This window comes from Paenibacillus caseinilyticus (genome assembly GCF_027533645.1).
Lineage (GTDB): Bacteria > Bacillota > Bacilli > Paenibacillales > NBRC-103111 > Paenibacillus_G > Paenibacillus_G caseinilyticus.
The window spans coordinates 1-24,233 of record NZ_JAQAGY010000026.1 but is presented as its reverse complement, the minus strand read 5'-3'; the positions used below and the strand labels follow the sequence as shown (position 1 = coordinate 24,233).

General features: G+C 59.8%; 17 protein-coding genes. 2 read left to right on the top strand and 15 right to left on the bottom strand.

What is annotated here, in order from left to right; all coding sequences use genetic code 11:
• Positions 1-208: 208 nt before the first annotated feature.
• The 13 genes from O9H32_RS27340 to O9H32_RS27280 all read right to left on the bottom strand — a co-directional run bounded on the left by O9H32_RS27340 (position 209) and on the right by O9H32_RS27280 (position 17,033).
• Entirely contained in the window at positions 209-1,339 is a 1,131-nt protein-coding gene (locus O9H32_RS27340; protein WP_269869285.1) for a helix-turn-helix domain-containing protein, read from the bottom strand.
• Positions 1,340-1,798: 459 nt separating this feature from the next.
• Positions 1,799-3,490 carry a methyl-accepting chemotaxis protein gene (locus O9H32_RS27335; RefSeq protein WP_269869284.1) on the bottom strand — a complete coding sequence of 564 codons (1,692 nt, stop codon included), beginning with the start codon at positions 3,488-3,490 and terminating at the stop codon, positions 1,799-1,801.
• Between the two features lie 102 nt (positions 3,491-3,592).
• Positions 3,593-4,603, bottom strand: a complete 1,011-nt coding sequence (gene mglC, locus O9H32_RS27330) for a galactose/methyl galactoside ABC transporter permease MglC (protein ID WP_269869283.1) — start codon at positions 4,601-4,603, stop codon at positions 3,593-3,595.
• Between the two features lie 28 nt (positions 4,604-4,631).
• Positions 4,632-6,143: a sugar ABC transporter ATP-binding protein gene (locus O9H32_RS27325; protein WP_269869282.1), complete on the bottom strand. Its 1,512-nt coding sequence runs from the start codon at positions 6,141-6,143 to the stop codon at positions 4,632-4,634.
• Positions 6,144-6,332: 189 nt separating this feature from the next.
• Positions 6,333-7,409, bottom strand: a complete 1,077-nt coding sequence (locus O9H32_RS27320; RefSeq protein ID WP_269869281.1) for a galactose ABC transporter substrate-binding protein — start codon at positions 7,407-7,409, stop codon at positions 6,333-6,335.
• Between the two features lie 282 nt (positions 7,410-7,691).
• Positions 7,692-8,720 carry a substrate-binding domain-containing protein gene (locus tag O9H32_RS27315; protein WP_269869280.1) on the bottom strand — a complete coding sequence of 343 codons (1,029 nt, stop codon included), beginning with the start codon at positions 8,718-8,720 and terminating at the stop codon, positions 7,692-7,694.
• Positions 8,717-10,537 carry a cache domain-containing sensor histidine kinase gene (locus O9H32_RS27310; protein ID WP_269869279.1) on the bottom strand — a complete coding sequence of 607 codons (1,821 nt, stop codon included), beginning with the start codon at positions 10,535-10,537 and terminating at the stop codon, positions 8,717-8,719. Before O9H32_RS27310 ends, O9H32_RS27315 begins: the two co-directional genes overlap by 4 nt.
• A complete protein-coding gene (locus O9H32_RS27305) occupies positions 10,534-12,186 on the bottom strand; it encodes a response regulator (RefSeq protein WP_269869278.1) in 1,653 nt (550 codons plus the stop codon). The genes O9H32_RS27310 and O9H32_RS27305 overlap by 4 nt, the downstream gene beginning before the upstream one ends.
• Positions 12,187-12,616: 430 nt before the next feature.
• A complete protein-coding gene (locus tag O9H32_RS27300) occupies positions 12,617-13,495 on the bottom strand; it encodes a TIGR02452 family protein (RefSeq protein WP_269869277.1) in 879 nt (292 codons plus the stop codon).
• Between the two features lie 65 nt (positions 13,496-13,560).
• Positions 13,561-14,448, bottom strand: a complete 888-nt coding sequence (locus O9H32_RS27295) for an ADP-ribosylglycohydrolase family protein (RefSeq protein ID WP_269869344.1) — start codon at positions 14,446-14,448, stop codon at positions 13,561-13,563.
• Positions 14,448-15,539 carry an AAA family ATPase gene (locus O9H32_RS27290; protein WP_269869276.1) on the bottom strand — a complete coding sequence of 364 codons (1,092 nt, stop codon included), beginning with the start codon at positions 15,537-15,539 and terminating at the stop codon, positions 14,448-14,450. The genes O9H32_RS27295 and O9H32_RS27290 overlap by 1 nt, the downstream gene beginning before the upstream one ends.
• Complete coding sequence (gene pnuC, locus O9H32_RS27285; protein WP_269869275.1) at positions 15,536-16,204, bottom strand: nicotinamide riboside transporter PnuC; 669 nt, start codon at positions 16,202-16,204, stop codon at positions 15,536-15,538. The genes O9H32_RS27290 and pnuC overlap by 4 nt, the downstream gene beginning before the upstream one ends.
• Before the next feature lie 58 nt (positions 16,205-16,262).
• The gene (locus O9H32_RS27280) at positions 16,263-17,033 is read right to left on the bottom strand and encodes an NUDIX domain-containing protein (RefSeq protein ID WP_269869274.1); all 771 of its coding nucleotides are present in this window, start codon (positions 17,031-17,033) and stop codon (positions 16,263-16,265) included.
• A gap of 194 nt (positions 17,034-17,227) precedes the next feature.
• Between O9H32_RS27280 and O9H32_RS27275 the strand changes: the two genes are divergently transcribed.
• Both O9H32_RS27275 and O9H32_RS27270 read left to right on the top strand, forming a co-directional pair.
• Positions 17,228-18,592, top strand: coding sequence for a hypothetical protein (locus O9H32_RS27275; RefSeq protein ID WP_269869273.1), 1,365 nt, complete (start codon positions 17,228-17,230; stop codon positions 18,590-18,592).
• Between the two features lie 496 nt (positions 18,593-19,088).
• Positions 19,089-20,699, top strand: coding sequence for a stalk domain-containing protein (locus O9H32_RS27270; RefSeq protein WP_269869272.1), 1,611 nt, complete (start codon positions 19,089-19,091; stop codon positions 20,697-20,699).
• A gap of 123 nt (positions 20,700-20,822) precedes the next feature.
• On the opposite strand, the gene O9H32_RS27265 is transcribed toward O9H32_RS27270, so the two are convergent.
• Together O9H32_RS27265 and O9H32_RS27260 are read right to left on the bottom strand one after the other, a co-directional pair.
• Positions 20,823-22,100 carry an AAA family ATPase gene (locus O9H32_RS27265; protein ID WP_269869271.1) on the bottom strand — a complete coding sequence of 426 codons (1,278 nt, stop codon included), beginning with the start codon at positions 22,098-22,100 and terminating at the stop codon, positions 20,823-20,825.
• A 164-nt stretch (positions 22,101-22,264) separates the two neighbouring features.
• Complete coding sequence (locus O9H32_RS27260) at positions 22,265-23,710, bottom strand: RtcB family protein (protein WP_269869270.1); 1,446 nt, start codon at positions 23,708-23,710, stop codon at positions 22,265-22,267.
• Positions 23,711-24,233 lie beyond the last annotated feature (523 nt).

Below are 24,233 nucleotides of genomic sequence, written 5' to 3'. Positions count from 1 at the left end.
CCTCGGGGGCATTCGCCTTTCTAAGCACTTCACAGTATCTCTCTCCTTTGGTTTTTGGGTTTTTTCTCTATTTTTATGGGGAATTCTCCAATCCTAAAATTAATTTTACATTTGTTTAGGACATCCGACCTTGATTTTTTTGTCGAATATCAGGAATTATATGTCGGCCTCGCTCGAAACGGCACGGTAAAAATCCCCTGCCATTCGGCTAGGGGATGGGGTGATACTCCTTCGGAGAGGTGCTGCCTTCCGGAAGCGCTCCTCTGTGGTTCTTGCGGAATTCGCTGGGCGGCACGCCGTGCCTGTCGCGGAAGACGCTTGCAAAATAATTCGGATCGTCATACCCTACGCCCGCCGCCACTTCCGCGATGAGCAGATCGGTCCCGGTCAGCAGGCGTTCCGCCTGCTCCATGCGAAGGCGGGTCAGACAACCGGAGAACGTCTCCCCGGTCTCCCGTTTGAACAGCTTGCTGAAGTAGGCTTGGCTCATGTGAAACCGCTCCGCCATAAAGCTTGCGCTGCACGGCTCCATGTAATGCTCCTGCAGATAAGACAGCGACTGCCGGATAATGCCCCGGTCCGCGTGGGAGGGCCGGGTGCCGAGTCCCTTCGCTAACCGGGCCAAGGCGGACCCGGCCCAGGCCGCCGCCTCCTGCGAGGTGCCAAGCGCCATCAGCTGCTCGAGCCCCGCTTCGTAATCGAACTCCGGCGCGCCGCCGTGCCCGAGCTGTCGACGCAGCGCCGCATGGGCCGCTCCAACCAGCCGGAGGGCCTCCAGCTTGGCCTCAGCCGGAAGCAGGAAGGCGAGTTGTTCGGACAACAGAAGCGTCTCCCGCTTCCATAAGCCGAACTTGCCGCTCTGCAGATACTCCTTCCACCGCGTCTTGCGTTCGGACAGCCCCGACGGATCTGCGCCTTCGGGTTCGGTGGAGTCTTGCACAGCCAGCCTCCGCTCTCTGATCAGACTATGGACGTAGGCCCTGCGGAGGAGGCTGGAGAGCCGCTCCTGGCTGCAGGGCTTCACAATCATGTCATAGAGACCATGCGCCCAGGCGCTCTCCGCCTGGGCCAGGTCCCCCTCCTCCGCCAAGATGATCAACAGCGGGGAGGGCTGCAGTTCTTGCAGCCGCCGGGCCAGGTCGGCCCCTTCGAGTCCCGGTGTGCTAAGATCCGACAAGATCAAGTGGGGGCGCGTAATCCTAATCTGTTCCCAAGCCTCTGCACCGTCCCCCGCCTCTGCTGCAACCTTCCAGCCTGTTCCACTGCTCTCGACCAATGTTCGCAGCCACGTACGAAAGAATGGCTGCCCGTGCGCTATTAGCAATGTCCTGATCAACATTCGGTTCCCCTTTGAATTGTACCGGCGGAGTTCTCGGGTGCGGGTAGGAATAGGAACGGACAGAGCCGCTGCCGGTGGTTTATATTTCCATTGTACACGAACAACGTGCGAACGTCATGATGCTGGGGATACGGAACAGCCATTCGCGCCGCTGACAGGCCCGCATAGGACCTCCGGACCCTGGGATGTGAGGGAGCGTGCCGTACCCGTGACGCCTCTTCGTGCGCACCCGGGACACTAGAGGCGCCGCCGCGAAGGGAACATCAGATAAACGCGCATCGTCCTTTAAGGACGATGCGCGTTTATAAAAACGATAAGATGACAGGATCGAGCCCTGGTGAGATATAAATTCTTATAGTTCAAAAGACGCCTCTTCCCGGCCGGAGGCCAAGAGGGGAGGCGTCTGTCTTCAGGAGATATCCTTGCCTGGTAGAGCAGCTTGTACCTATGCTTATACCGCTACACGCGGAATTTGCGGATGAGGTCGGAGAGATCCTCCGCCATCCGGCTGAGCATCGTCGAGGAGGATACGATCTCCTCCATGGAAGCGAACTGCCCTTCCACGTGACTGGATACGGAATGGGTGCTCTCGGCTGCCGCTGCCGCCACTTCCTGTACCGTATGGATCGTTGTGACCGCACTGCGGGATTCCGCCGCGATCGCCTTCGTCTCATCGGACACCCGCAGCATCTGGCGGGCCATATCGTCTACAGCCTCGTGAATCCGGCGGAAGGCCGTACCCGCTTCTTCGACGACACGGATGCCGCGGGACACTTCCTGCGTCCCGGCATCCGCTCCTTCGACGACGGCGGCCGTTTCGGAGCGGATGCCCTCGATCAGCTGCGCAATCTCCCCCGCCGCTTCCGTTGTCTGCATGGAGAGCTTGCGCACCTCGTCGGCCACCACGGCGAAGCCGCGGCCGGCCGCCCCAGCGCGCGCCGCCTCGATGGAGGCATTGAGCGCCAGCATGTTCGTCTGCTGAGCGATACCGGCAATAAGATCGTTCGCCGCCATAATCTGCGAGGACCGGCCTCCAAGCCGCTCCACCGCTGTCGTCAGCTCCTGCATCTTAGAAAGAATGGACTGCATCTGGCCCATGGCCGAACGGATCGCATGGTCACCGGCTGCGGCGGTCTGACGGGCTTCAGAGGAAGTCGCATCCGCCGCCTCCGTGATCCCCGCGATGCCGCCAAGCTGCTGGGAGACGCCCTCGATGATGCCCACGCCGGCTTGTACGCTGCCGACCTGCTGCTGGGCGCCGGCCGAGATGTCTTGGACAATCTCGGTGATCTGCTGCAGCGCCTCGCCTACCTGGCCGGAGCTCCCGTTGAGCTCTTCGGCCGCTGCGGCCACCTCCTGTGCGGACTGACCGACACGGGAGACCATCTCGTGCAGGGATCCCTTCATCCGGTTGAACGCCCCGGCGAGCTCGCCAATCTCGTCCCGGCTCGCGATCCGCAGATCGCCTTCGGTCAGATCGCAGTCGGCGATCCGGCCGGCAGCCTGTACCATCTGCCGCATGGGACGAACGATGCTCCGGGAGAGGAGCATGCCGATCGTTATAGCGAACAACAGGACGAACAAACTGACGATCAGCAGCGAGGTTTCGGTAGCTGCGACGACGGCCGAGTTATCCGCTTTGCGCTGGGCCATCATCTCCTGCTGCTGTGCCTGAATGCGGCCGGCTGCCTGCTCGAGCGTCTGTGTCGTCGGCACCGCCCACATCAGGGCTTCGCTCTTGGCCAGTCCAAGCTCGCCGCGGTCCGCATACTCCGTCACCTTCTGGGTCAATCGCGCGAACGTCTGGTTCGATTCCCCCATCTTCTGCAGTTCACTGAGCGCTTCCTCGGTGGATACCTGTCCTTCCAAACCCTTAATCTCGCCGGCCAGCTGCTCGTTAAGCGACTTGAGCGATGTCACCTTCTCTGGAGCGGGTTCGACCAGATACCCGAACAGGATGCTGTTCTGCTGGTGGGTAAGCGCGAGCACGTGCCCGACCTTCTCCAGCATGGCCGAATTATCATCGAGCAGGGATGAATAAGAATTGTCGATCTTATTCAGGAACGAATATGATATTCCGCTCGCTACGCCCGTCAACAGCGCTACGGCAACGAATGACCCTACAATCTTCCGTCTCAAACTAATCTTCAAGAGGGACCCTCTCCTCCACATTTATGAAAACGCCTACATTCGCTGTATTAGAGAAAGCTGCCGGAGAGCCCGACAGCTTTCGACATTATTATATAATACTTCTTACTTCTTCGCCAAGTACTTGCGGATGTCAAATGCTACCGCAGCGACGATGATCAGACCCTTGATGATCAGCTGCCAGTAAGGGCTGATCCCGATGAACGTCAGGCCGTAGTTGATGACACCGAAGATCAGTACGCCGGCCAGAACGCCCGGCACGGTACCGATCCCGCCGGCCGTCGACACGCCGCCGACCACGCACGCCGCGATGGCATCAAGCTCGTACATGTTCCCGTAGTTGTTCGTCGCTCCGCCCGTTCTTGCCGATTCGAGCACGCCGCCCAGACCGTACAGGGCTCCTGCCGCACCATAGATGTAGATGAGGTTGCGGGCTACGTTGATTCCCGATACCGTGGCTGCCTGGATGTTGCCGCCGATGGCGTACATGTTCTTTCCGAGGCGGGTTTTGTTAAAGACAACCCAGACGATCAGGGCGATGACAATAGCAATGATAACGATGTAAGGAATGGAGTAAGGACCGTTCGGACCGACGAAGCCTGTGCCGATGTTCGTGAAGTCCTTACGGAGTCCGGCGATCGGCTGCGACTCGTTCGGCTTCATGTCGAAGTAGAGCGAGTTCACCCCGTACACGATAACCATCGTGCCGAGCGTAGCGATGAACGGCGGCACGCTCAGCTTGGCGACGACCCAGCCGTTGATGAGACCGACCACAAGACCCGCCAGAATCCCGATCAGGATCGGAATGATCAGCGCAATCTCGCCAAGCTCCGGATAGAACAGGCGCGGGTAGTCGCTGACCTGCAGCATCGAAGCGGACAACACGGCGCTTAAGCCGACGATCCGTCCGGATGACAAGTCCGTACCGCCTGTAATCAGAATGAAGGCGGCTCCGAGGGCGATAATAGCCCGGGTCGAGTTCTGCAGCAGAATATCCCGCAGGATGTTAACCGACAAGAAGGTCGGATCTTTGATGGCGATCCCGATAACAAGCAGAATCAGCACGATATAGATGGCGTTTTGCGTCAGAAACCCGCCGAGTTTTTTGGTATTCATAGTAGTAGCTCCTCCTCCGGTGAACCTCTCAGTGATTGGCGGCCAGCCGCATGATATCTTCTTCCGTAGCACCTTGACCCTCGACAATGCCTGTCATCCGGCCTTCCGACATGACCATAATCCGGTCGGACATCCCGAGCAGCTCCGGCATTTCGGAGGAAATCATGATGATGCTTTTGCCTTGGCTCGCCAAGTCGTTGATGATGGAATAAATCTCGAACTTCGCCCCGACGTCGATCCCCCTTGTCGGTTCATCAAGCAGCAGAATATCCGGTTCGGTGAGCAGCCACCGGGCCAGAAGCACCTTCTGCTGGTTGCCCCCCGACAAGTTCTTGATCTTCTCCTTGACCGACGGCGTCTTCACCCTCAGCTTCTCTACGCTTCGTGCCACTTCCACTTTGGCCTTCCGCTCGTTGAGCAGCTTGAACGGCGTCTCGTACCGGTCGATGTTCGCGATCATCGCATTCTCGTGGATCGAGAGGACCGGGAAGATCCCCGTTACCCGGCGTTCTTCGGTCAGCAGCGCCATCTTGTGCTTCTTGGCATCGATCGGCGACTTGATCTTGACCTTCTTACCGTGGATCGAGATTTCGCCCGATTCCACCGCCCGCAGACCGAACAGCGCTTCGATGAGCTCCGTCCGCTGGGCGCCGACGAGACCGCCCAGGCCGAGCACTTCGCCCTTGCGCAGCTCGAAGCTCACATCCTTGAACGACTTCGGCAGCGGGGAGGTCAGTCCTTCGACCTTCATCAGCACATCGCCCGGTACGTTCGTACGGTCAGGGAAGCGCTGGCTGAGGTCCCGGCCGACCATCCGCTGGATGATCAGGTCCGTTGTCAGCTCGGATGCTGCCCAAGTGCCGATCAGCTTGCCGTCCCGCATGATCGTCACATCGTCGGAGATCCGGAGGATTTCCTCCATTTTATGCGAGATATAGATCATGCTGACGCCCCGCGAGCGGAGCTCGTTGATAATCTTGAACAAGGCTTCGACTTCGTTGCCCGTGAGCGAGGAGGTCGGTTCGTCCATCACGATAATCTTGGAGTTGAAGGAAACCGCCTTCGCGATCTCCAGGGATTGGATCTTCGATACGGACAGCGTACCTACGAGCGTTCTGGGATCAATATCCATTTCTAGGTCAGCGAACAGCCGCTTCGTATCCTGAAGCATCGTTTTGTGGTCCACTATTTTGAACGGCCCGAATCCCTTCAGCGGGAAACGCCCGAGCCAGATATTTTCCATGACATTCCGGTGCGGTACCGGATGCAGCTCTTGGTGGATCATCGATACGCCGTAGTTCAGCGCATCCTTCGAGCTGTTGATCTCGACTTTCTGTCCTTCGAGAATAATCTCGCCCGCGTCAGGCTTGTAGATGCCGAATAGCGATTTCATCAGCGTCGATTTGCCGGCGCCGTTCTCTCCCATGAGCGCGTGCACCGTACCGGGACGCACTTTGAGGGTTACTCCATCCAGCGCTTTCACGCCGGGAAACTCTTTGACGATGCCCTTCATTTCAAGCAAGTATTGTGTGTCAGCCATGGTAACGCCCCCCTGCGTAATGGATACGCCTCTTCCCAGTTCCGTCAGGGGACTGGAATCTCCTATCAGAGGCACCCGAATTCTGTTGTATATGTTTGTATGTGTAAGGTTAAGATTGCGAGAGCATTAGAAAAGACAAGGGCGCAAGCTCCTGCGAGCCTGGCCCCCTTGCCGTCATGCTAGGGTGAATTACTTCGCGTCGTTCATGTTTTCTTTCGTGATCTTTTTGTAAGGAACCCAGATGTATTTACCGTCGGTGATTTCAAAGCCCGTGTTTTCTTTGCTAGGCGTCTGGCCGGAAGCGAGGACGTTCGCCAGTGCGAAGGAAGCTGCGCCCTGGTTCTTCGCATCGTTCAGTACCGTTCCGAGCATCGTGCCTTCTTCCAGAGCTTTCACAGCAGGAGCCGTAGCATCTACGCCGACAACCGGCATGTACTTGCCGCCTTGGAAGTAGCCTTTGGCTTTGAGTGCTTCGATTGCGCCGAGAGCCATGTCATCGTTGTTCGCGAATACGGCTTCGATTTTGTCGCCTTGGGAAGCCAGGAATGCTGCCATTTTCTCTTGGCCCTTAACGCGGTCCCACATCGCTGTATCTTCTGCGAGCTTCTCTACGCCGATCCCTGCGTCTTCAACCGCTTTGACTGCGAACTTCGTGCGGAGCTCGGCATCTTGGTGTCCAGGCTCGCCCTTCAGCATGGCGTACTGAAGCTTGCCGTCCTTGTTCTTGTCTGCTTCCGGATGTGCCTTGAAGTAGTCGGCTACCAGCTGGCCCGCCATCGTACCGGACTGCTCGGCTTTCGCGCCTACATAGTATACTTTATCCCATTTTTTCATATCGTCAGCCAGCGGTTCGCGGTTCAGGAACACGACTGGAACGTTAGCCGTTTTGGCTTTGTCAATGATAACGCCTGCGGCTGTACGGTCAACCGGGTTCACGAGAAGGCCGTTCACTTTTTTCGTGATGAACAGGTCGACTTTATCGTTCTGCGTCGGCTGGGAGTTCTGGCTGTCGACGATATCGACTTTGGCTTTGCCTTCCGCAGCAGCGCTGATTGCGTTACGAACACCCGTCATGAACGTATCGTCGAACTTGTAGATGGCTACGCCGATGGTCGGCTGCTTGCCTGCCGTCGTACCGGTTTCGGTCTTCGTACCGCCCGCGTTGTTATTCGTCCCGCCGGCATTCGTATCCGTTTTATTACCGCAACCAACGACCGTTGTTGCCAGAGCAGCAGCAAGCATCATGGAAACCACTTTTTTGTTCATCCGTAAAAGACCTCCGTTTATTTCTTTTTTTGTATAGGACATTGCTTTACTCTTTCATTATCGTTAATTTTGTGCAAAAATCCCATGCAATATCCTCATGTGTTCTATCAAAATTCTCATGTGTTCTAAAAAAACCTCATAATATGTCGAAGTTCTCCGACTTTTGTCCCTATAATACCGGTATATCCGCGCGAATCTCCTGACGCAAAGACCCCGCAGCATTCGCTGCGGGGTCTTTCGTTCTAGACTGCTTCGCCTTGTTCAAGCTTGCCCAGGCCGCGCTTATTTCACGAAGGGAAACAAGAGCTTCTGGTTGTCCGACCAGAACATGTTGTTCTGGTCAATGACCGTGGTGCCCGTATAGAAGGTCTCTTCGAGCCGTTCGCCGGCAAGGGCCTTCACCGCATACTCGACGCCAAGGTAGCCCATGCTGAAGGGATTCTGGATGATCACGGCCTGGATCACGCCTTCCTGCAGATGCTCGATATCCTCGGGCGTACTGTCGATCGTAACGATCTTCACCCGTCCTTCGAGCCCTTCCTTCATTACCTCTGCCACCACGCTGCGCGTGGAGGCCCCCTGCAGCACCGCGATCCCGGTCGATACGTCCAGCGTGCGGGCTAACTTGCGTACCTGCTCCCCGCACTGTCCGGGATCGGCGTAACAGTAGGTCTTCTCTATAACCTGGATCTTCGGATGCCGGGCCATCTCGTCGAGGAAGCCCTGTTCCCGCTCGGCAGCCGCCCAGCCGCCCGGCTTGAAGCCTACCACGGCCGCCCGGCCCTGGTCGCCGAGCAGCTCGGCCAGCTTCCGGCCGGCCTTCTCGCCCGCTTCATAATGGTTGATGCCGATGTAGCTGAGCGGCTTCGGTGAATTCAGGCGGGAATCGATCGTAATCACGGGGATATTGTTCGCCGCGGATCTTGCCGCGATCTCCGCCAAGGCCTCATCGTCGCTCGGGGCGAGGACGAGAGCGTCACGCTTGTAGTTGATCACCTCTGAGACCAAGGCGATCTGCCCCTTCACATCCTGCTCCGACTCCGGCTCCTCCACTTTGAGCTCCACGTTGTATTCCTTCCTCGCGGCCTCCGCGCCGCTGATCACCGTCTTCCAATAGTCGCTGTTCTTGGACTTCACCACGAGGGCGATGACCTTCTTCGACTTGGCGTCTGCCGCAGCCGTATCCGGAAGACGGCCGCACGATGCAAGGCTCCCCGCTGCCAGCAGCAGAGTCAACAACACGGCGGCCCGTCTCCAGCCGCCGGAGCGCCGGACGGCCGGAATCTGCTCTCCTCTCTCTTGCCTCCTCACGATGATGGCGTCTCCTCTCTTGTGCCCGGCGGGAGGAAGGGGATCCAGAGCGTCACGGTCGTCCCCATCTCCAGCTGGCTCTCGATCTCGAGCCCATAGCCTTCCCCGTACATCAGCCGGATGCGCTCATGCACATTGCGGGTCCCCACGCCGGAGCCGCTGCCGGTTTCTTCATCGCCCTCAGGCTTGCCGGCCAGGAGGCCTTGAAGCTTCTCCGGCGGCATGCCGAGGCCGTCGTCCTGGACGGTGAGACGGACGCGGCCCCCATCCCGCTCCGCACGGATAAGGATGAAACCTTCGTCGACCATCATCTCGATGCCGTGATAGATCGCATTCTCCACGATCGGCTGCAGGATCAGCTTCAGCGTGCGGCTCTCCTTCACTTCCTCCTCGCACTGAATCTCGAAGCGGAATTTATTCTTGTATCTCATCGTCTGGATAATGAGGTAATTCCGTACATGCTCCAGCTCCTCCGCGACCGTAATGACCGACTTGCCCTTGCTGAGCGAGATTCGGAAAAATTTGGATAGGGCCGTAATCATCCGGATAACCTCCTCGCTCTTCCCGCTGCCGGCCAGACGCACAACCGAGTTCAGCGTGTTGTAGAGGAAGTGCGGGTTGATCTGGGACTGCAGCACCTCCAGCTCGCTCTTGCGCTTAGCCTCCTGCTCCCGGATGCTGATCTCCATAAGCTCGCGGATGCGGGCGACCATGAAGTTGAAGCGCCGGGAGAGCCGGCCGACCTCGTCCTCTCCGCCCTCCTGGATATGAATGTCGAAGACGCCCTGCTCCACTTTGCTCATCGACCGCTCCAGCCGGCGGATCGGCTGCGAGATCTTCGCGGACATGAACGCCGACAAGAGCAGCACGAATACCAGCACGCCGAGCATCAGCCAGGCGAGGAACCAGCCGATATCCCGCTTCCCCGTCACGATCTCGTTCATGTAGGAAACGCCGATCAGCTTCCACCCGATGTTGTTCACCGTCTGGATCGTGATCAGCCGGGTCTCGCCGCTGGTGTCATCCACATAATTGCCGTACGTATATTTCAGCGCCTGCTCTACATTCTCGTACTTGAGTCCGGCATAGATCAGCTGCTGCTGGGGATGGTACACCATGTTGCCGGCCGACTCGTCGATGATGTAGACGTACCCGCGCTGGCCGAGGCTCACCCGCGAGAGCAGGTCGTCGATCGTCTTGAAGTTGAAGTCCACGAGCAGCACCGCCTGCTCCCGCACGCCGTCCCGTTCCACCATGATGCTTTTGCTCATCGACACGACCCAAGGGTACTTGCCTTGGTAGAGGTTCTGCACATGCGGCAGCGAGACGGTCGCATGGCCCGGATTCTCGAGAGCGGAGCGGAACCAGCCTTGGTCGGCGATACGCGTATTGCGCCGCATCCCCAGTTCGGGCAGGTGCGCCACCGGCGTTCCCTGCGCCGTGAACAAGGCCATCGAGACGACATCGCTGCGGGTCGCGATAATCGTGCCCAGCTGCTCCTCGAGCTTCTCGTCCGGCAGCGTCTTCGAGGCGCGGATCCGCTCGTCCACCGTCTTGAACGCCTGATCCATCCCCGCCACGTACCGCTCGACGTTGAACTTCACCTGCTCCACGATCTGCTCGTTGCTCCGGAACGCATTCTGCTCCGCGGTCCGCGCGAATTTGTTGTAGAGCAGGACGGAGACGATCACCATCACAAGGAGCATCATCACCATGAAATACACCGTAATGATAAACTGGATGCTCTTCACCTTCCAGATCTCGATCAGAGAGGCCAAGGGGCCCCGGCCCGGCGGCTGCGGCACCCGGCGGATCATCGCTCTCCCTCGGAAGCGGCGCTGCGGTACTCCTTCGGCGAGACTCCGGCATACTTGCGGAACGAGAAGCTGAAGTAGTTCGGCTCCGCGAAGCCAACTTTCTCCGCAATCTCAAAAGCCTTCAGGTCGGTTGTCCGCAGCAGCTCCTTGGCGGCTTCCATGCGGATCTGGCTGAGGTAGCTGCCGAAGGTCGTTTTGGCTTCTTTCTTGAAGATGGAAGAAAAGTATCCCGCCGAAATATGCAGCATCCCGCATACCTTGTTGATCGAAATATCGGTCTCATGGTAATGCGCCTGAACGTACTCCTTCGCCTGGTCGACTAGCGACTTGTAGGCGTACTGCCGCTCGCTGGCGATGCGGCTCATGATATTCGTGCAGATCCCGAGCACCCAGTTCTTCGCCTCCTGCGGATTCGTGAACTTGTGCAGCTCGGCCAGCGGCACGAAATCCGGACCGAAGATCGCGTCCAGGTCGGCGTTCGAATCCTTGGCCGCCTTGAGTATGGCGGTCAGGATCTCAATGAGGTAAATCTGGTAGTCCTTGGAGGAGACGCCCATCTCCGCAATGCCCTCGAACAGGTTCTCGACGATCTCGCCGATCTCCTGAAGCGTGCCGACCTTGAGGCCTCGGATCAGCGCGTGCTCCTTCAGCTCGTCGAAGCGCAGCTTCTCGACGAACCGCGTCTCGACGTCGCTGATGCAGATGATGCGGTTGTCCCCCAGGATCGGCCGGTAATCGAGCGCGAGCACCGCATCCTGATACGAATAGGAGATCTCCTGAAGCTGCGGACAGAACGTGCCGACGCCGGTCGTCACCGTGAACTTCAAGTACTTCTCGATGCTCTGCCGGATCTCTTCCAGCACAGCCAGCGTCTTCTCCATGAGCGGCTCCCGGTCTGCTCCCTTCACCGCACTGAGCAGCACGACATGGCGGTTGTGGACGAAGACGAGTCCGAGACCGTGCCTCTCCACGATCTCTTCCGCAATGTTCAGCACCGCGAAGAGCTTCAGCTCGGTATCCTTGGAGCGGCGGAGCGAGCCCGAATCGGACTCGCCCACAGGATCCTCGTCCGCGCCCAGGTTGTCCAGCGACAGCAGCGAGACGGCGAACCCGCAGTCCTGCAGCTCCAGGTTGTAATTCTCACACTTCTCCTGGATCTCCCGCAGCGGCAGACGGCGGGTTACCAGAGACGCCAGGAATACCTCACGGAGCACCGGCAGGCTCTTGCGGTAATGCTCCTGCAGCGTCTGCACGTTCTCCTTCCGCGCAATCTCCTCGTCGATCTGCCCCCGGATTTTGGCCAGCATCGCCACCAGGTCCTCCGCCGAATACGGTTTCAATAAATATTCATCAATATGCAGCTTCACGGCCTTCTGGGCATATTCGAACTCGTCGAAGCCCGTCAGGATGATGATCTTCGTCGTCGGATAGCGTTCGCGGATCCATTCGGAGAGCTGCAGCCCGTCCATGAACGGCATCTGGATATCCGTCACGACGACATCGGGCACGAAGCGGTCCATGAGCTCCACCGCCTCCTGGCCGTTCTCCGCCGTATCCACCACCTCGAACCCGCAGCCCGGCCAATCGATCTCCGTGAGAATGCCTTCCCTTACATCCGCCTCGTCTTCCACCAGCAGTAATTTGTACATAGCTCGTCCCTTCTATCAGCACCAATACCAAATAGCCCGGCAAACCAAGGCCAGGCCGGTATCTTAAGTCACTGGAGGCGCCGGGACCCCGTCCGGTCCTGCCGCCACATCCCTATAGTGTAATCACTGTACCAGAATCGGAGGGGGATGGAAAGTGGGGAGTTCGTGGGAGGGGAATCCCGCCACACCGCAGCGCCGGAACCTGCGAGCCTCCTCCTAGGAACCGACCGATGCAGAACCCCTCATTGATGCACTCCCCCGTAACGCAACGGGGTGCCGGATCCCATGGAGGAAGACCGGGCAGGCCGGCCCGCAGAATGAAAAAGACGCCGCTACCGGGAAAGCGCATGGCGTCTTGTGGGTTATGGCCGTGGCGATCCTTCCCGCTTGCTCATTAGGGAAGGCGACGTTCTCACTAGGGAAGGTGACGTTAGTCCAGCGGAGAAACCATGCCGCCAAACTCCCTCTCGAAGGCCTTCCACGTCGCCTGTCCTGCAGAGCGGTCGTAGACAGCAAAGACGATGCGGGAGAATGCATCGGCAAATGCTTCTTCTTCGAGCACCTGCCGGAACCAGACCGCCACCTCGTCAGGCCGGTTGCGGAACACCCCGCAGCCATAAGCGCCGAGCACCACCGTACGGTGCCCGTGAAGAAGGGCTGCATACAGGATCCGCCGGATGCGGCTGCGCATGACGGGGCCGATCTGCGCCTCGGCTTCGGGCTCACGCTCCCGGACCACGCCCGCGTTGACGGCCGGCGCCGTGATGAAAGCCGCCAGGTACCATTCGGGCAGCAGGCGGTCCTCATCGTCCCGGAAGACCGGCACGCCCGGCGAATAGATCATATAATCCGAGTACAGCGCCGTCCGCCGCCCCCGGTTATATTCATACATCTCCCCCATCTGCACGATGCAGGGATACAGGCCGCTCGCGCGGGCCAGGCTCTCTTCCTGCGCCTGGCTGCCGCCGAGGAAGCCGCCGCCCGGATTCTTCGCGGAGGCGAAGTTCAGGCAGGCTGCAGGCTCGCCGTCCTCCCGGCAGCAGCGGTAAGCCGCGGCCAGCGTCGTCTCGGGCGTCAGCTCGATGCGTGCAGGGGTGTGGAAGCCGCTGCATTCCCTCTCCTGCAGACGCGCTGCCGCCCTCTCTTGGAGTTCCTCATCTGTGCCGGGACGGTACAGGACCGAGTCCCGCACAGCCGCCTCCTGCGCCTCGCGCAGATCGACCCACTGGCCCCTGGCATTCTCGTACCCTCCCGCTTCCAGCCTCTCCAGCGTCTGCGCCGCAACCGCCGCTCTTGTTGTTCGATTCATGGTTATCCCATCCTTTCTCGCACGACTGCGCTAACCTTTATTGCACTAAACCCTACTGCCTCTCTTCATCTGCCGCCAGGTTCTCCTCGAATGACCGCGATCCGCTCCGCCAGTTCATCCAGCCGCTCCTTCACCAGAAGCGTTCCGGCATAAGCTGCCGGAATGCCGCTGTAGCCGTAGTGCACCCCGGCCAAGCCGCCGGCAATGGCTCCGATCGTATCCGCATCTCCGCCTAGGTTGGCCGCTTCCTGCACCGCCTCGGCGAAGTTCGCCGTCGTGTTCAGAATGTGCAGCACCCACCGGAACGTATCCTCCACATACCCCGTCGGCCCGCAGTCCGGTTCGCCGGCCAGCGCCTGCGCATAGATCGTGCCGGCCGTCTCCGAGGCCAGTACGGGCCTCAGTTCCTCTCCCTGCAGCAGGCGGTACGCCATCCGGTTATAGAGCACGCACGCCTCGCTGCACCGATCATCCCAGTGCGTCATCTTGGACTGCATCCGCGTGACCGCATCCATCCGCTCCCTATCGGAATAGATCAGCGCTGCCGGCAGGCAGCGCATCAGGGAACCGTTGCCCGCACTGAAGCCCCCGAGGTCCTGGTCGGTGACGAAGGCCGCTTCGAACCAGTTCCCTTCATACCGCTGCAGGGCCCGCCGGATGATGTTCCCGATGTCCTTCGGGTCCGATCGGTACCAGGCCAGGAACCGCTCGCCGATCGCCCCCATCGGATCCTCCGGGCACTCCAGGATGCCTTCGGCCACGCACAGGGTCATCATCGTGTCGTCCGTCACTTCCCCGGGCTCGAGGTCCCATACGCCGCCCCCGATCATCTCCGTCAGCCGGCCGTATTGCTTCCGGATCTCCGCCCGGGTCATGAACTCCGTCGTGCCGCCGAGCGCATCCCCGGCCGCCAGGCCGTATAAGCCCCCGCGGATTCTTTCCACCGTGTTCATCATGAATCCGACTCCCCCTTCCCGCCGGGTAACGCACCGGCTTCCGCCGCAAGCCCGGACGCCCACAGGTTCCCCAGGCTCTCATATTTGCGGTACGCCCGGAGAACCTCATATACGGTCTCCATCCGTTCTTCGAGCGTTCCCCTCACTTCAATATATGGTACGCGCCACTCCTGCAGCAGCGCCTTGAACCGCTTCTGGAACATCTCCCGGTGCACCTCTCCCGAACGGTCCCACGTGTCATCGTACGGAATGTCGTCCCCGCACAAGAACACGAGATCATACGCGGATGCCGCCTTCCTGGCCAGTTCTTCCAGCCGGGGCAGCGCCATGCCATGGTAATCCAGGGAGAAGAGGTAGGTCGTGACCGCATTCGTATCCGTAAAAAGCACTCCGTCCGCCTCGCACGCCAGCTTCTCTTCCCGCTCAAGGTGCCCCTCAGCCAGCTCGACGAGCTGCCCCGGCGTCAGGCGCCGGTCCTGCTGGTGCGCCGCCCAGTATTCGCGCCCATACTCCGGCATCCAGACCGTGCCGCGGGCCGCCGCGAGGGCGGCAGTCAGCGTCGTCTTGCCCGTGGACGGCGCCCCGAGCAGCACGACCCGCGTGATCAGGTCGCGGTAGACGAGTCCGTCCACCAGAGCACGGTGCTCGTAGGGCTGCTGCCTCACAGCCGTCCCCGAGACCGGGTAAGCGGCCCGGTCCGGATCGACCTGGCGGTTCACCGCCCCGAGCCTGCGGCTCATATGACCGCCATACGGCTCGCTCGAATAGAAGTGCGTCACGCGCCGGCCGCCCAGCAGCCCAAGGATATAATCCTCCTGCAGCTTCTCGATGCGGGGCGTATACCCTGTCTCCGCCGGACCGTTCCACGCTTCAATGACCTCGGCCTGCGGGTAGAGTCGGCGAATCCAGCCGGCGCGCACCGTCAGCGGAATGTCTGTCGTCTCCGGGCAATCGTAGATCACGACGATGAGATGGTGCGTCTCCCGAAGCCCCGTCTCGATCATATACTGGTGCCCCTTGTGCAGCGGAGCGAATTTGCCCAGCGTGAGGCCGAGGGTTCCTTGTGCAGCGGTATCCTGTGCATTCATAGATTCACCTCCGCATCGCTAACCGCAAGCCGGCCTATCTGCTGATTACGGTACGCTCTGTTCCACTGTACCCAGCCGCCGGCGGCAATGCCGAGGAATACTACATACAGCAGAGCCACACCATACAGCTCCTTATAGGCGTACATCCCTACCGACAGGACGTCGACGGTGATCCAGAGCAGCCAGTTCTCGAGCACCTTGCTCGAGAGCAGGAACTGGGCGAGCAAGCTCAGCGAGGCGATGAACGCATCGAGATACGGGATTGAGGCATCCGTATACCGGGCGAGCACGTGACCCCAACCCGCCGACAGGGCTGCAAGAAGAAGGATCACCCCTCCCGCCTGCCTGCCGGTCAGTCTCCGGGTCGGCCGCACGCCTGACTCTCCTCTGCCCGTCATCCATACGATCCAGCCTTGAATGCTGAGCACGAAGTACAGAAGCTGCAGCGACATATCCGCATACAGCTTCGCGTCGCGGAAGAGGAAGAAGAAGCAGACGACGTTGACGAGCGACACGGGCCAGCACCACAGGTTCTGCCGGGCGGTCAGCCAGACGCTCATCAGCCCTGTAGCGGTCGCCGCTCCCTCGAGCAGGGAGGTTGAGGTGAGCGCGGCGAATGCGCCCGCGCCCAAGACGAGAAGGATCCATTCTATTTTCCGCTTCATAGTTATATCCTCCTTTTTATACTATCAATATGACTATATTGAAGAACAAAAAAAATATTCAACTGTACAGCGACAGCTTCGGCACGCTCCCCGTAAACCGGTACAGCTGTGCGGCCCGCTGGGAGTAAGCATTCGATTTCTTGAGCTCCCCCTTGCCGTCGAGCACTTCTTCGAGCACGCCGCTTCGGCTCTGGGTTGACTTCATCTTGCGGATGAAATTCGCTTCCTCGAATGTCGGAACGACCGTGCGGATCACCTGGTACAGCTCTCCGAGCGTGAACTCCTCTGGCAGGAATTCCTTGGCTAGCGGCGTCAGCAGCATCCGCTCCCGGACATGCTCCAGCGCTTCGACGATCATCTCTCTATGGTCGAACGCCAGGTCCATCCGCGTCAACGCTTCATCGACGGTGAACAATCCCACATCCGCCGCATCGTCGGAAGCACGCCGCTGTGCCAGTTCTTCTTCCCGGACCAGCGCACAGAAGACGTGGGAGAGAATCCAGCCCCTCGGGTCCCGCCCCGGACGGCTGTACACGTTGAGGTATTCCATGTGCACATGCTCCACGCCCGCTTCCTCGCGCAGCTCCCGCCGGGCCGTCTCGTACATGGATTCGGTCTCCCGCGAGAAGCCGCCCGGCAGCGCCCAGTGCCCTTCGTACGGCCATACCTTGCGCTGGATGAGCAGCACCTTCAGCTCCCGCTTCGGCAGCGACTTGGTCGAGGTCATCTGCGGCTCCGCCGTGATCGTGAAGATCACGATATCGGCCGGCGCCCCGTCCGGTGTGCGGTAGTTCTTCGCCGAGTAGTTCTTCTCGTTCTCCGCAGCCATATGTCCCCACCGCCTTAATCTCATTTTTATATTATCATTATGACATTATAAAAAGAAATGTCAACCCGTGCTTCCACTTCCTATTGACAGGTGCCGTTGCGCCAAGTAAGATTCTCCATAACCAACTATACATATGGGAATTACTAAATTTCATTGCTGCATTTTCATTACTACATTACATTGGAGGACTGCTCATGCTGCACCGCTCCGCACGCCGAACACGTACGATTCTGGCCTTATCCGCTTCGCTGCTTTTCTCGGGACTGGCCCTTCCCTCCGGTCACATCCTCGCTCATCCCGCCTCCCCTCCGGCCGCCGGCGAGATCGAAGCGTACCTCCAAGAGCGGTACGGCTTGACGCTTCCGTCCACGCTGACCAAGGGCGACTTCATCGCCGAGACCGCCGGAGTCCTGGGGATTCCGGAAGGAACCATCGCTAGTCCCTTCCGCGACACCACCGTCCATGATGCCGTATACCGTCCGGCCCTTGCCCTGTATGAACAGGGTATTCTGACGTCGGATACGGTGGGAGCGGCCAACCCGCTCACCCGGGGAACCGCAGTCTACCTGGCGGTCAAAGCCGCAGGGCTCAAGGAGCTCGCCTACACGTACCCGCAGTCCAAGGTGGACGCCTCGCTCTCTAGGCTCGGCCTCGGCTATCCGGGCGACGGGCGCCTGACGCTGCAGGCCGCGCAGGAACTTGCGGCCGCCGCCGATACGGGACTGCTGCCTGCCGCCTATGCCGCGGACTTCGACCCGGGCGCCCCCGCCGACCGTGACTTCGCAGCCGTGCTGCTCGGGCAGATCCTCTCTGTCCGGGGCGAGTACAAGCAGGTCCTCGCTTCCACGGAGGATACGGATGTGTACGCGAAGCTGCTGCAGGCTTACCGCACCCAGGCGCTGATCGAAGTCCCCGCGCTGCAGCCGGCAGTCGACCAGGCGCTCAAGGAAGGGCTCATCACCGGCTACAACCTGAAGGACGAGCGGTATGCCCCGCATTTTGACAAGGCGCGCGCCCTCACCTACGGCCACAGCGACATCGCCCATGCCGTGCAGCTGATCGGCCTCCTGCGCAGCGAAGGGCTGCATGCGAAGATCCAGCTCGAGCCCAAGACTTCGGCCTTCCTCTATCTGAAGGAATGGGGCGAGCCCGAGACCTCGCCGGATTACAAGGTCGTTCCGCTGGAGAACGGCAACGGCATCGCCTATGCCCGCGAGTACGATCTCTCCTTCGAGTTCGACACCGCGGAGGAGAAAGCGAAGTTCAACGGCATCGTCTCCGCCTACGCCAAGAAGAACAGCGAAGACCAGCCCGGGCTCATCGCCGGTTCATGGTGGCAGCCGCTCTATTACTCGTTGACCGAGCTGCCGGAGTATAAGGTCATCGCGAACAATGTGATTCACGGCGCGGGCTACTATGCCCAGACCTTCACGCTCGCAGACCAGGCGGAAGCATTCGCCGCCGGGATCAAGAAGATCCAGCCGGACGCCGCCGTCGAATCGTATACGTTCTGGGTCGACGAACCGTTCTATAACTATTTGCTCGGCGGGTATAAGTAAGACAAGGTAACCAAACGAGAGGGATGCGCCATGTGCGGCATCCCTCTTTGTTGTCCACAGAATCCCTCCTATTGTCCAGGACCAAACGGTCATTGCTATCCGCCGTCCTCCCCTCTCGCACCTCCTCCCCGGGCACGGCGGCCTCCCGCTGGCCCGGTTCATGATCGCTCCCTCCGCAGCGGACTGCCCTGCCGGGCTGGGTGGTCGATTCTAGCGTTTTCCTCTAGTACTATCTACCTACTCTATGATAGAGTAAGAGGCGCAGTATGATCCAAACGGCACACACCTAGCTTTTAAAGGAGCGATCACTTTTGGCTTTTCGACACCGACTGTTCAGCCTCATTCTGGCTTCGGCCGTAGGGCTCACCGCTGCCCTTCCCCCCGCATGGGCGGAGAATTCTGTTATCGAAGACGACAACCTGGAGGCCGTAGTCCGCGATCAGTTAGACAAGCCATCCCCGATGCACCGGAGGGCGCTTCAGCAAGCGGCGCAGCCGTGTCCGACATCAAGATCTATCTGGATAACGAAGAAATGAGCTTTAACCAGGCTTCAGTCATCCTGGATGGCAGTACGCTCGTACCGTTCCGCAGTTTGTTTGAAACCCTGGGGCTCACCGTCGAATGGGACGGAGCCACACATACGGTCACCGGTACCCGGGACCGCTTCAAGCTCACGCTTCAGATCGACAACCCGCAGGCAAGCGTTAACGGAAAACCGGTGGAGCTCGCCACTGCACCCAAGCTCCTCGGCGGGAGCACCTATGTACCGCTGAGGTTCGTAGGGGAAGCCACCGGACGGGATGTCGAGTGGAAGGATCATCTAAGAGCCGTGTTCATCCGCTCTACCCCTGCATCCTGGCTCTATGAGACGCTTTACTCCAGCCAAACTGTATATGAGGGCGAGACCTCGAACGGAGTGCCACACGGCAAAGGAAAGTATCTCCACAACGGCAAGCTCTGGTATGAGGGCACTTTCGAGCAGGGCGCGATGGAAGGCAGCGGAAGGCTGATTGATCCGCAGAATGAACAGTCCTACTACGAAGGCGGCTTTCGGCAGAACCTCATGCACGGGCAGGGCAAGATGGTATACGACGGAGGCAATTATTACATCGGTGGTTTCGACCGCGCGAAGCGCCAAGGCCCCGGCAAGCTGTATTTCGCCGACGGCACCTTGGCGTACGAAGGCGGCTATGATAACGATAAACCGTTCGGAGCAGGCACACTGTACTCCCAGTACGGCGCTAAGTATGTAGGGACTTTCAGTGACGGTGCGCTGTTCGGGCAGGTCAAAGAATATTATAAAGACGAACTGGTCTACGAAGGCGAGCACAAGGGCTCCATCCGCAATGGCCCCGGCGTCGAGTACAGCAAGGGCCTGGTAACCTATCGCGGGGACTTCGAAGACGGATACCGTTACGGGAGTGGCGAGCTGTACAGCGAGGGCAAACTTCGTTACAAAGGAAAGTTCTTTTACGGCAAGCCGAGCGGGTCCGGCACGTTCTACTTCCCATCCGGCAAGGTTCAATTCGAAGGCAAGGTTACGGGAGAGTTGAGCGGCGAAGGCCGGCTTACCTTCGAGGGCGGAAGCTATTACACCGGCGAAGTGTTCCGGGGCAAACCGGACGGCCAGGGCACCTTGTACGATGCGAGCGGTAAAGTGGTATCCGAGGGTACTTTTTTTGACGGCACCTATGTTACGGATCTCACGGCCACCGAGCAGACCGAAGCTTACAAGAAGCGCCTGATTGAAAAGAGCCTGGCTTATGATGTAGTCGATGGCATAGAGGAGAACGATTGGGGCCTGAACCCGCAGCAAGCCGCCATGGTGCTCCGTTTGGGCGGAGAAGCGGAACTGGAAGCGTTCAAGACACTGTCAGACTCCGCCAAGAAGGAGCTGCTTAATGACTTTGTCCAGCAGCACTGGGGGGATGTGCTCGGGGTCAACCAAGCCTTCGTCATTGTATCCTATGGGCCTGTCATGTACGCTTACACCGAAACCAGCTACCTGAAGAAGTCCTCCGAGCTCAAGCTCGAATATTATCCTGAGGGCAAGAAGACGGATTATCTTAGGCTGAACCCGGCCGTACCCGATAGCAACCTTTGGTAAACCAGTACTCAAACCATCAAAAAGGAGACATGGCTCATGGCCTGTCTCCTTTTTTTACTGCATTTTGCCCGATCAGCCGGATCTGCTTGACGGAAGCCTTCGCTCGCCTGAGACCGCGTTCCCCTACCGGAAGCCCAGCTTCGGCGCGCTGTCTGCGGAATGCCATACCTGGCTTACGCCTTTGCCGAGCTCCGTGCGCATCTCCTGCACGAGCTGCACGATATCCACCTGCTGCTCGTAATGCATCCGCAGCGCGGCCGAGACGTACAGCTCGCCCAGCTGCGCGAACGAGAAGCCGTCCGTCCTGCGGGCCGCTGCCGCGAGCGCTTCTTCCCCGGCCAGCTCCCCGAGCCGCTTGCGGGCGAGATAATGAAGGCGCTGCGCCTCGTCCGGCAGCTTGATCTCGTATGCCCGGTCGAAGCGGCCGGCGCGGTTGATCAGAGCGGGGTCGATCCGCTCCGGGTAATTCGTCGTCCCGATGAGGAAGACCCCTTCCTTCGAAGTCGCCCCGTCGAGCGTATTGAGGAAGAAGGAGCGCACGTTCTCCGGCATCGAGTCGATATCCTCGATGACCAGCACCATCGGCGACATGTTCACTGCCGCCGAGAAGACCTGCTGTACCGAGTAGGAAGACGTATGCTCGGTAATCTGCCAATACGCCACCGGCGCCTGCACGCTGCCGGCGATGGACTTCACGAGGGTCGTCTTCCCGTTCCCGGGACGCCCGTAGAGGAGCAGCCCCCTTCGGTACGGAATATCGTACTCCCGGAAGAACCCCCGGTCTCCGGCGAAGAATTCGTCGATCGACCGGTAGATCTCTGTCTTCACCGCGGGGTCCATGACCACCTCGTCCCGTCCTACGCCGCGGGTAATGCTCATCTTCTCGGTGTCGAGCCCGTCCCGCGTATCGGTGAACACCGTCACCTGCCGGCGGTCGGTCTCCCTCTGCCTGCGGCGCACATGGTCCACGAACCTGCGCAGGCAGCCGTCGTCCCCGGCCCAGATGAAATCCTCCACATCCATGCCCTGCCGGCGGAAGATCGGCACCTTGGCAAGCGCCACCCGGTACGCCGGATAGAGGAATAGGTTGTTGCGAAGCGTGGGGAATACGGCAGGCTCCCGCTCCCCGGCTTCTTCCCCGTAGACGAACGCCTTGGTCTCGATCCCTTCATAAACCGAAGCGAGATGCTCGACCTCTTCGCTGCCCTTCTTCACATCCTCCTCGAGCACCTGCCACACCTCTCGCCCGTAGTCGTCCTGCAGGTACAGCTCGAAAGAATGGCCCATGCGCGCCTGGAGCAGAGCGCCAATCTTCTCCATCACCATTGCATATTGGGGATATTCCCCCATGCTGCCCTGCATCCCGTCTGCAGCCCCCTGCCGAATGAGCAGCTCCGGCATCTGTCCAGCTCCCGCCGAAACCCTCTGCCTCCGCTTCCCTTCCTGCCCGGGCATCCGTTCGTTTACTCCATGAACCGTTAGCTCTCTGAACAAAATGCTATCGTATCCTTTCCTGTTACCGTTATGGGTCGGAAGCCAAAAGCAGCCGGCTCCCTTGTGTTGCCTTATACGCCTTTGATCACGGCCAGCGGCTGGCACTTCGCCACCACCGACGCGAGACCGGCGCCGACGACGCTGTCGATAACCGCGTCCACATCCTTGTACGCCTGCGGCGACTCGTCCACGATCGACTCCAGGCTGCGCTGGTTAACCACCACTTCGTCGGGGGTGCCGACCCTAAGCGATGCTTCGAACTCCTTCACGCCGACCAGCCGCTTCGTCGCGCTGCGGGAGCGGATGCGGCCGGCGCCGTGGCAGATCGAGTGGTAATTGGCGCGTCCCTGCGGCTGTCCGGCCATCAGATAGGAGGCCGTCCCCATCGAGCCCGGGATGAGCGCAGGATGACCTGTATGCCGGTAAGGCTCCGGATTGTCCGGATGCCCCGGGGGCAGCGCCCGCGTCGCCCCTTTGCGGTGCACGAAGTACGCCTGCCCTTCGTGCTCTTCCTCCCATGCATAGTTATGCATGAGGTCGTACAGCGTCCGCATCTCGAAGCCGGAGCCGAGCACTTCCTTCGCCGCCTCTCTCACCGCGTAAGCGATCAGGTGCCGGTTCGCCACCGCGTAATTCAGCGCCGAGTACATCAGATGCAGATACAGCTGCCCGGCAGCGCTCCCGAGCGGCGCGAAGGCCAGCTTCGGATCCGCCGTCCCCATCCCGCTGCGGCGCATCCATGCGGCGACTTCCTTGCCGGCTAGCTCGCTCACCGCCCCGCCCCAGGCGCGGGAGCCCGAGTGGATCATGACGATGATCTGGCCGTCCTTCAGGCCCCACTGCTCCGCGACAGCCCGGCCTTCCTCCGGAATCTCCAGCGCCTGAATCTCGGCGAAGTGATTCCCGCTGCCCAGCGTCCCGAGCTGCCGGTGGCCCCGGTGCCAGGCGGCGGCCGGCATCCGGTCCAGGTACGCTTCATCGAAGCGGAACCGGCTGTTCTCCACATGCGTCAGCGAGGTGGCTTTCTTCGGTGTGTAGGCATCCGGCACATATTTCTTCGGCAGCCCGTGCAGCCCCTTACGGACGACTTCCTCCAGCCGGAAGTCGGAGAAGTGCCCCCTCGCCTGGCTGTCTGACGGCAGCAGCTTCTCCACCGCCCGCACGAGTCTGCGCCGCAGCTTCACTTCCTGCAGGTCTTCGCGCTGCAGATTCGTCACGTGCACCCGCATGCCGCACCCGATATCGCTGCCGACAATCGACGGCGACACATAGGCGCTGTCCGCCCGCCATACGGCCGTAGTACCGATGCAGGTACCGACGCCCACGTGGACGTCCGGCGTATAGCTCAGGTAGTGCCGGTCCGGCATTTGCAGATTATTGTTCGCCATGGTGAACACTTGGGTCTCCATCGCTTCGAACAGCTCCCGGTTCGCATAGATATGCAGATCTCCAGCGGGCAGCTGCATCCTGCGGTAATAAGCTTCCGGATCTCCGGAATGGTTGATGTCATGAATCATATAGAAGATGAACTTCCTCCTTGTTCTTCGAGAGATAAATTCTTATCAATAAATAAAGACTGCGGCCCACGTCCGGCCCGCAGTCCCTTGTGCCAACATTCGTGCCGTGCCGGTGCTGCGGCATCGGCGGCGGGGGAATGCCCCCAGGCTCCGCCGGTGCCGTCCCGGTCTTACGGTTTCGGCCTGCCGAGGCCGAAGGGGCTGTGTGCCGCAGTGCGGCTGTTCCATCCTTGCCTTTTTCGAATCATAGCATCCGGCCTCCTTTCGTATGAGATAAAGGTAATGATACAGCCCCTGGCCCTTGTTGTCGCGGGAGAGGTTGAGTATAAACGAAAGTATACCTGCCCCCTCAGGTATCCTCCCCAGTCACAGCAACAGCAAAAAAGCCCGGCGGCAGATGGAGGCCACTGAAAAAGTCCGTCCTATAAAAAAGCACAGCACTTCAAGAAAATTGAAGTGGCTGTGCTTTTTTTGACGTATAATTGAGTCATCACGAAAAGTGGGTGAGACGGATGATCCAACA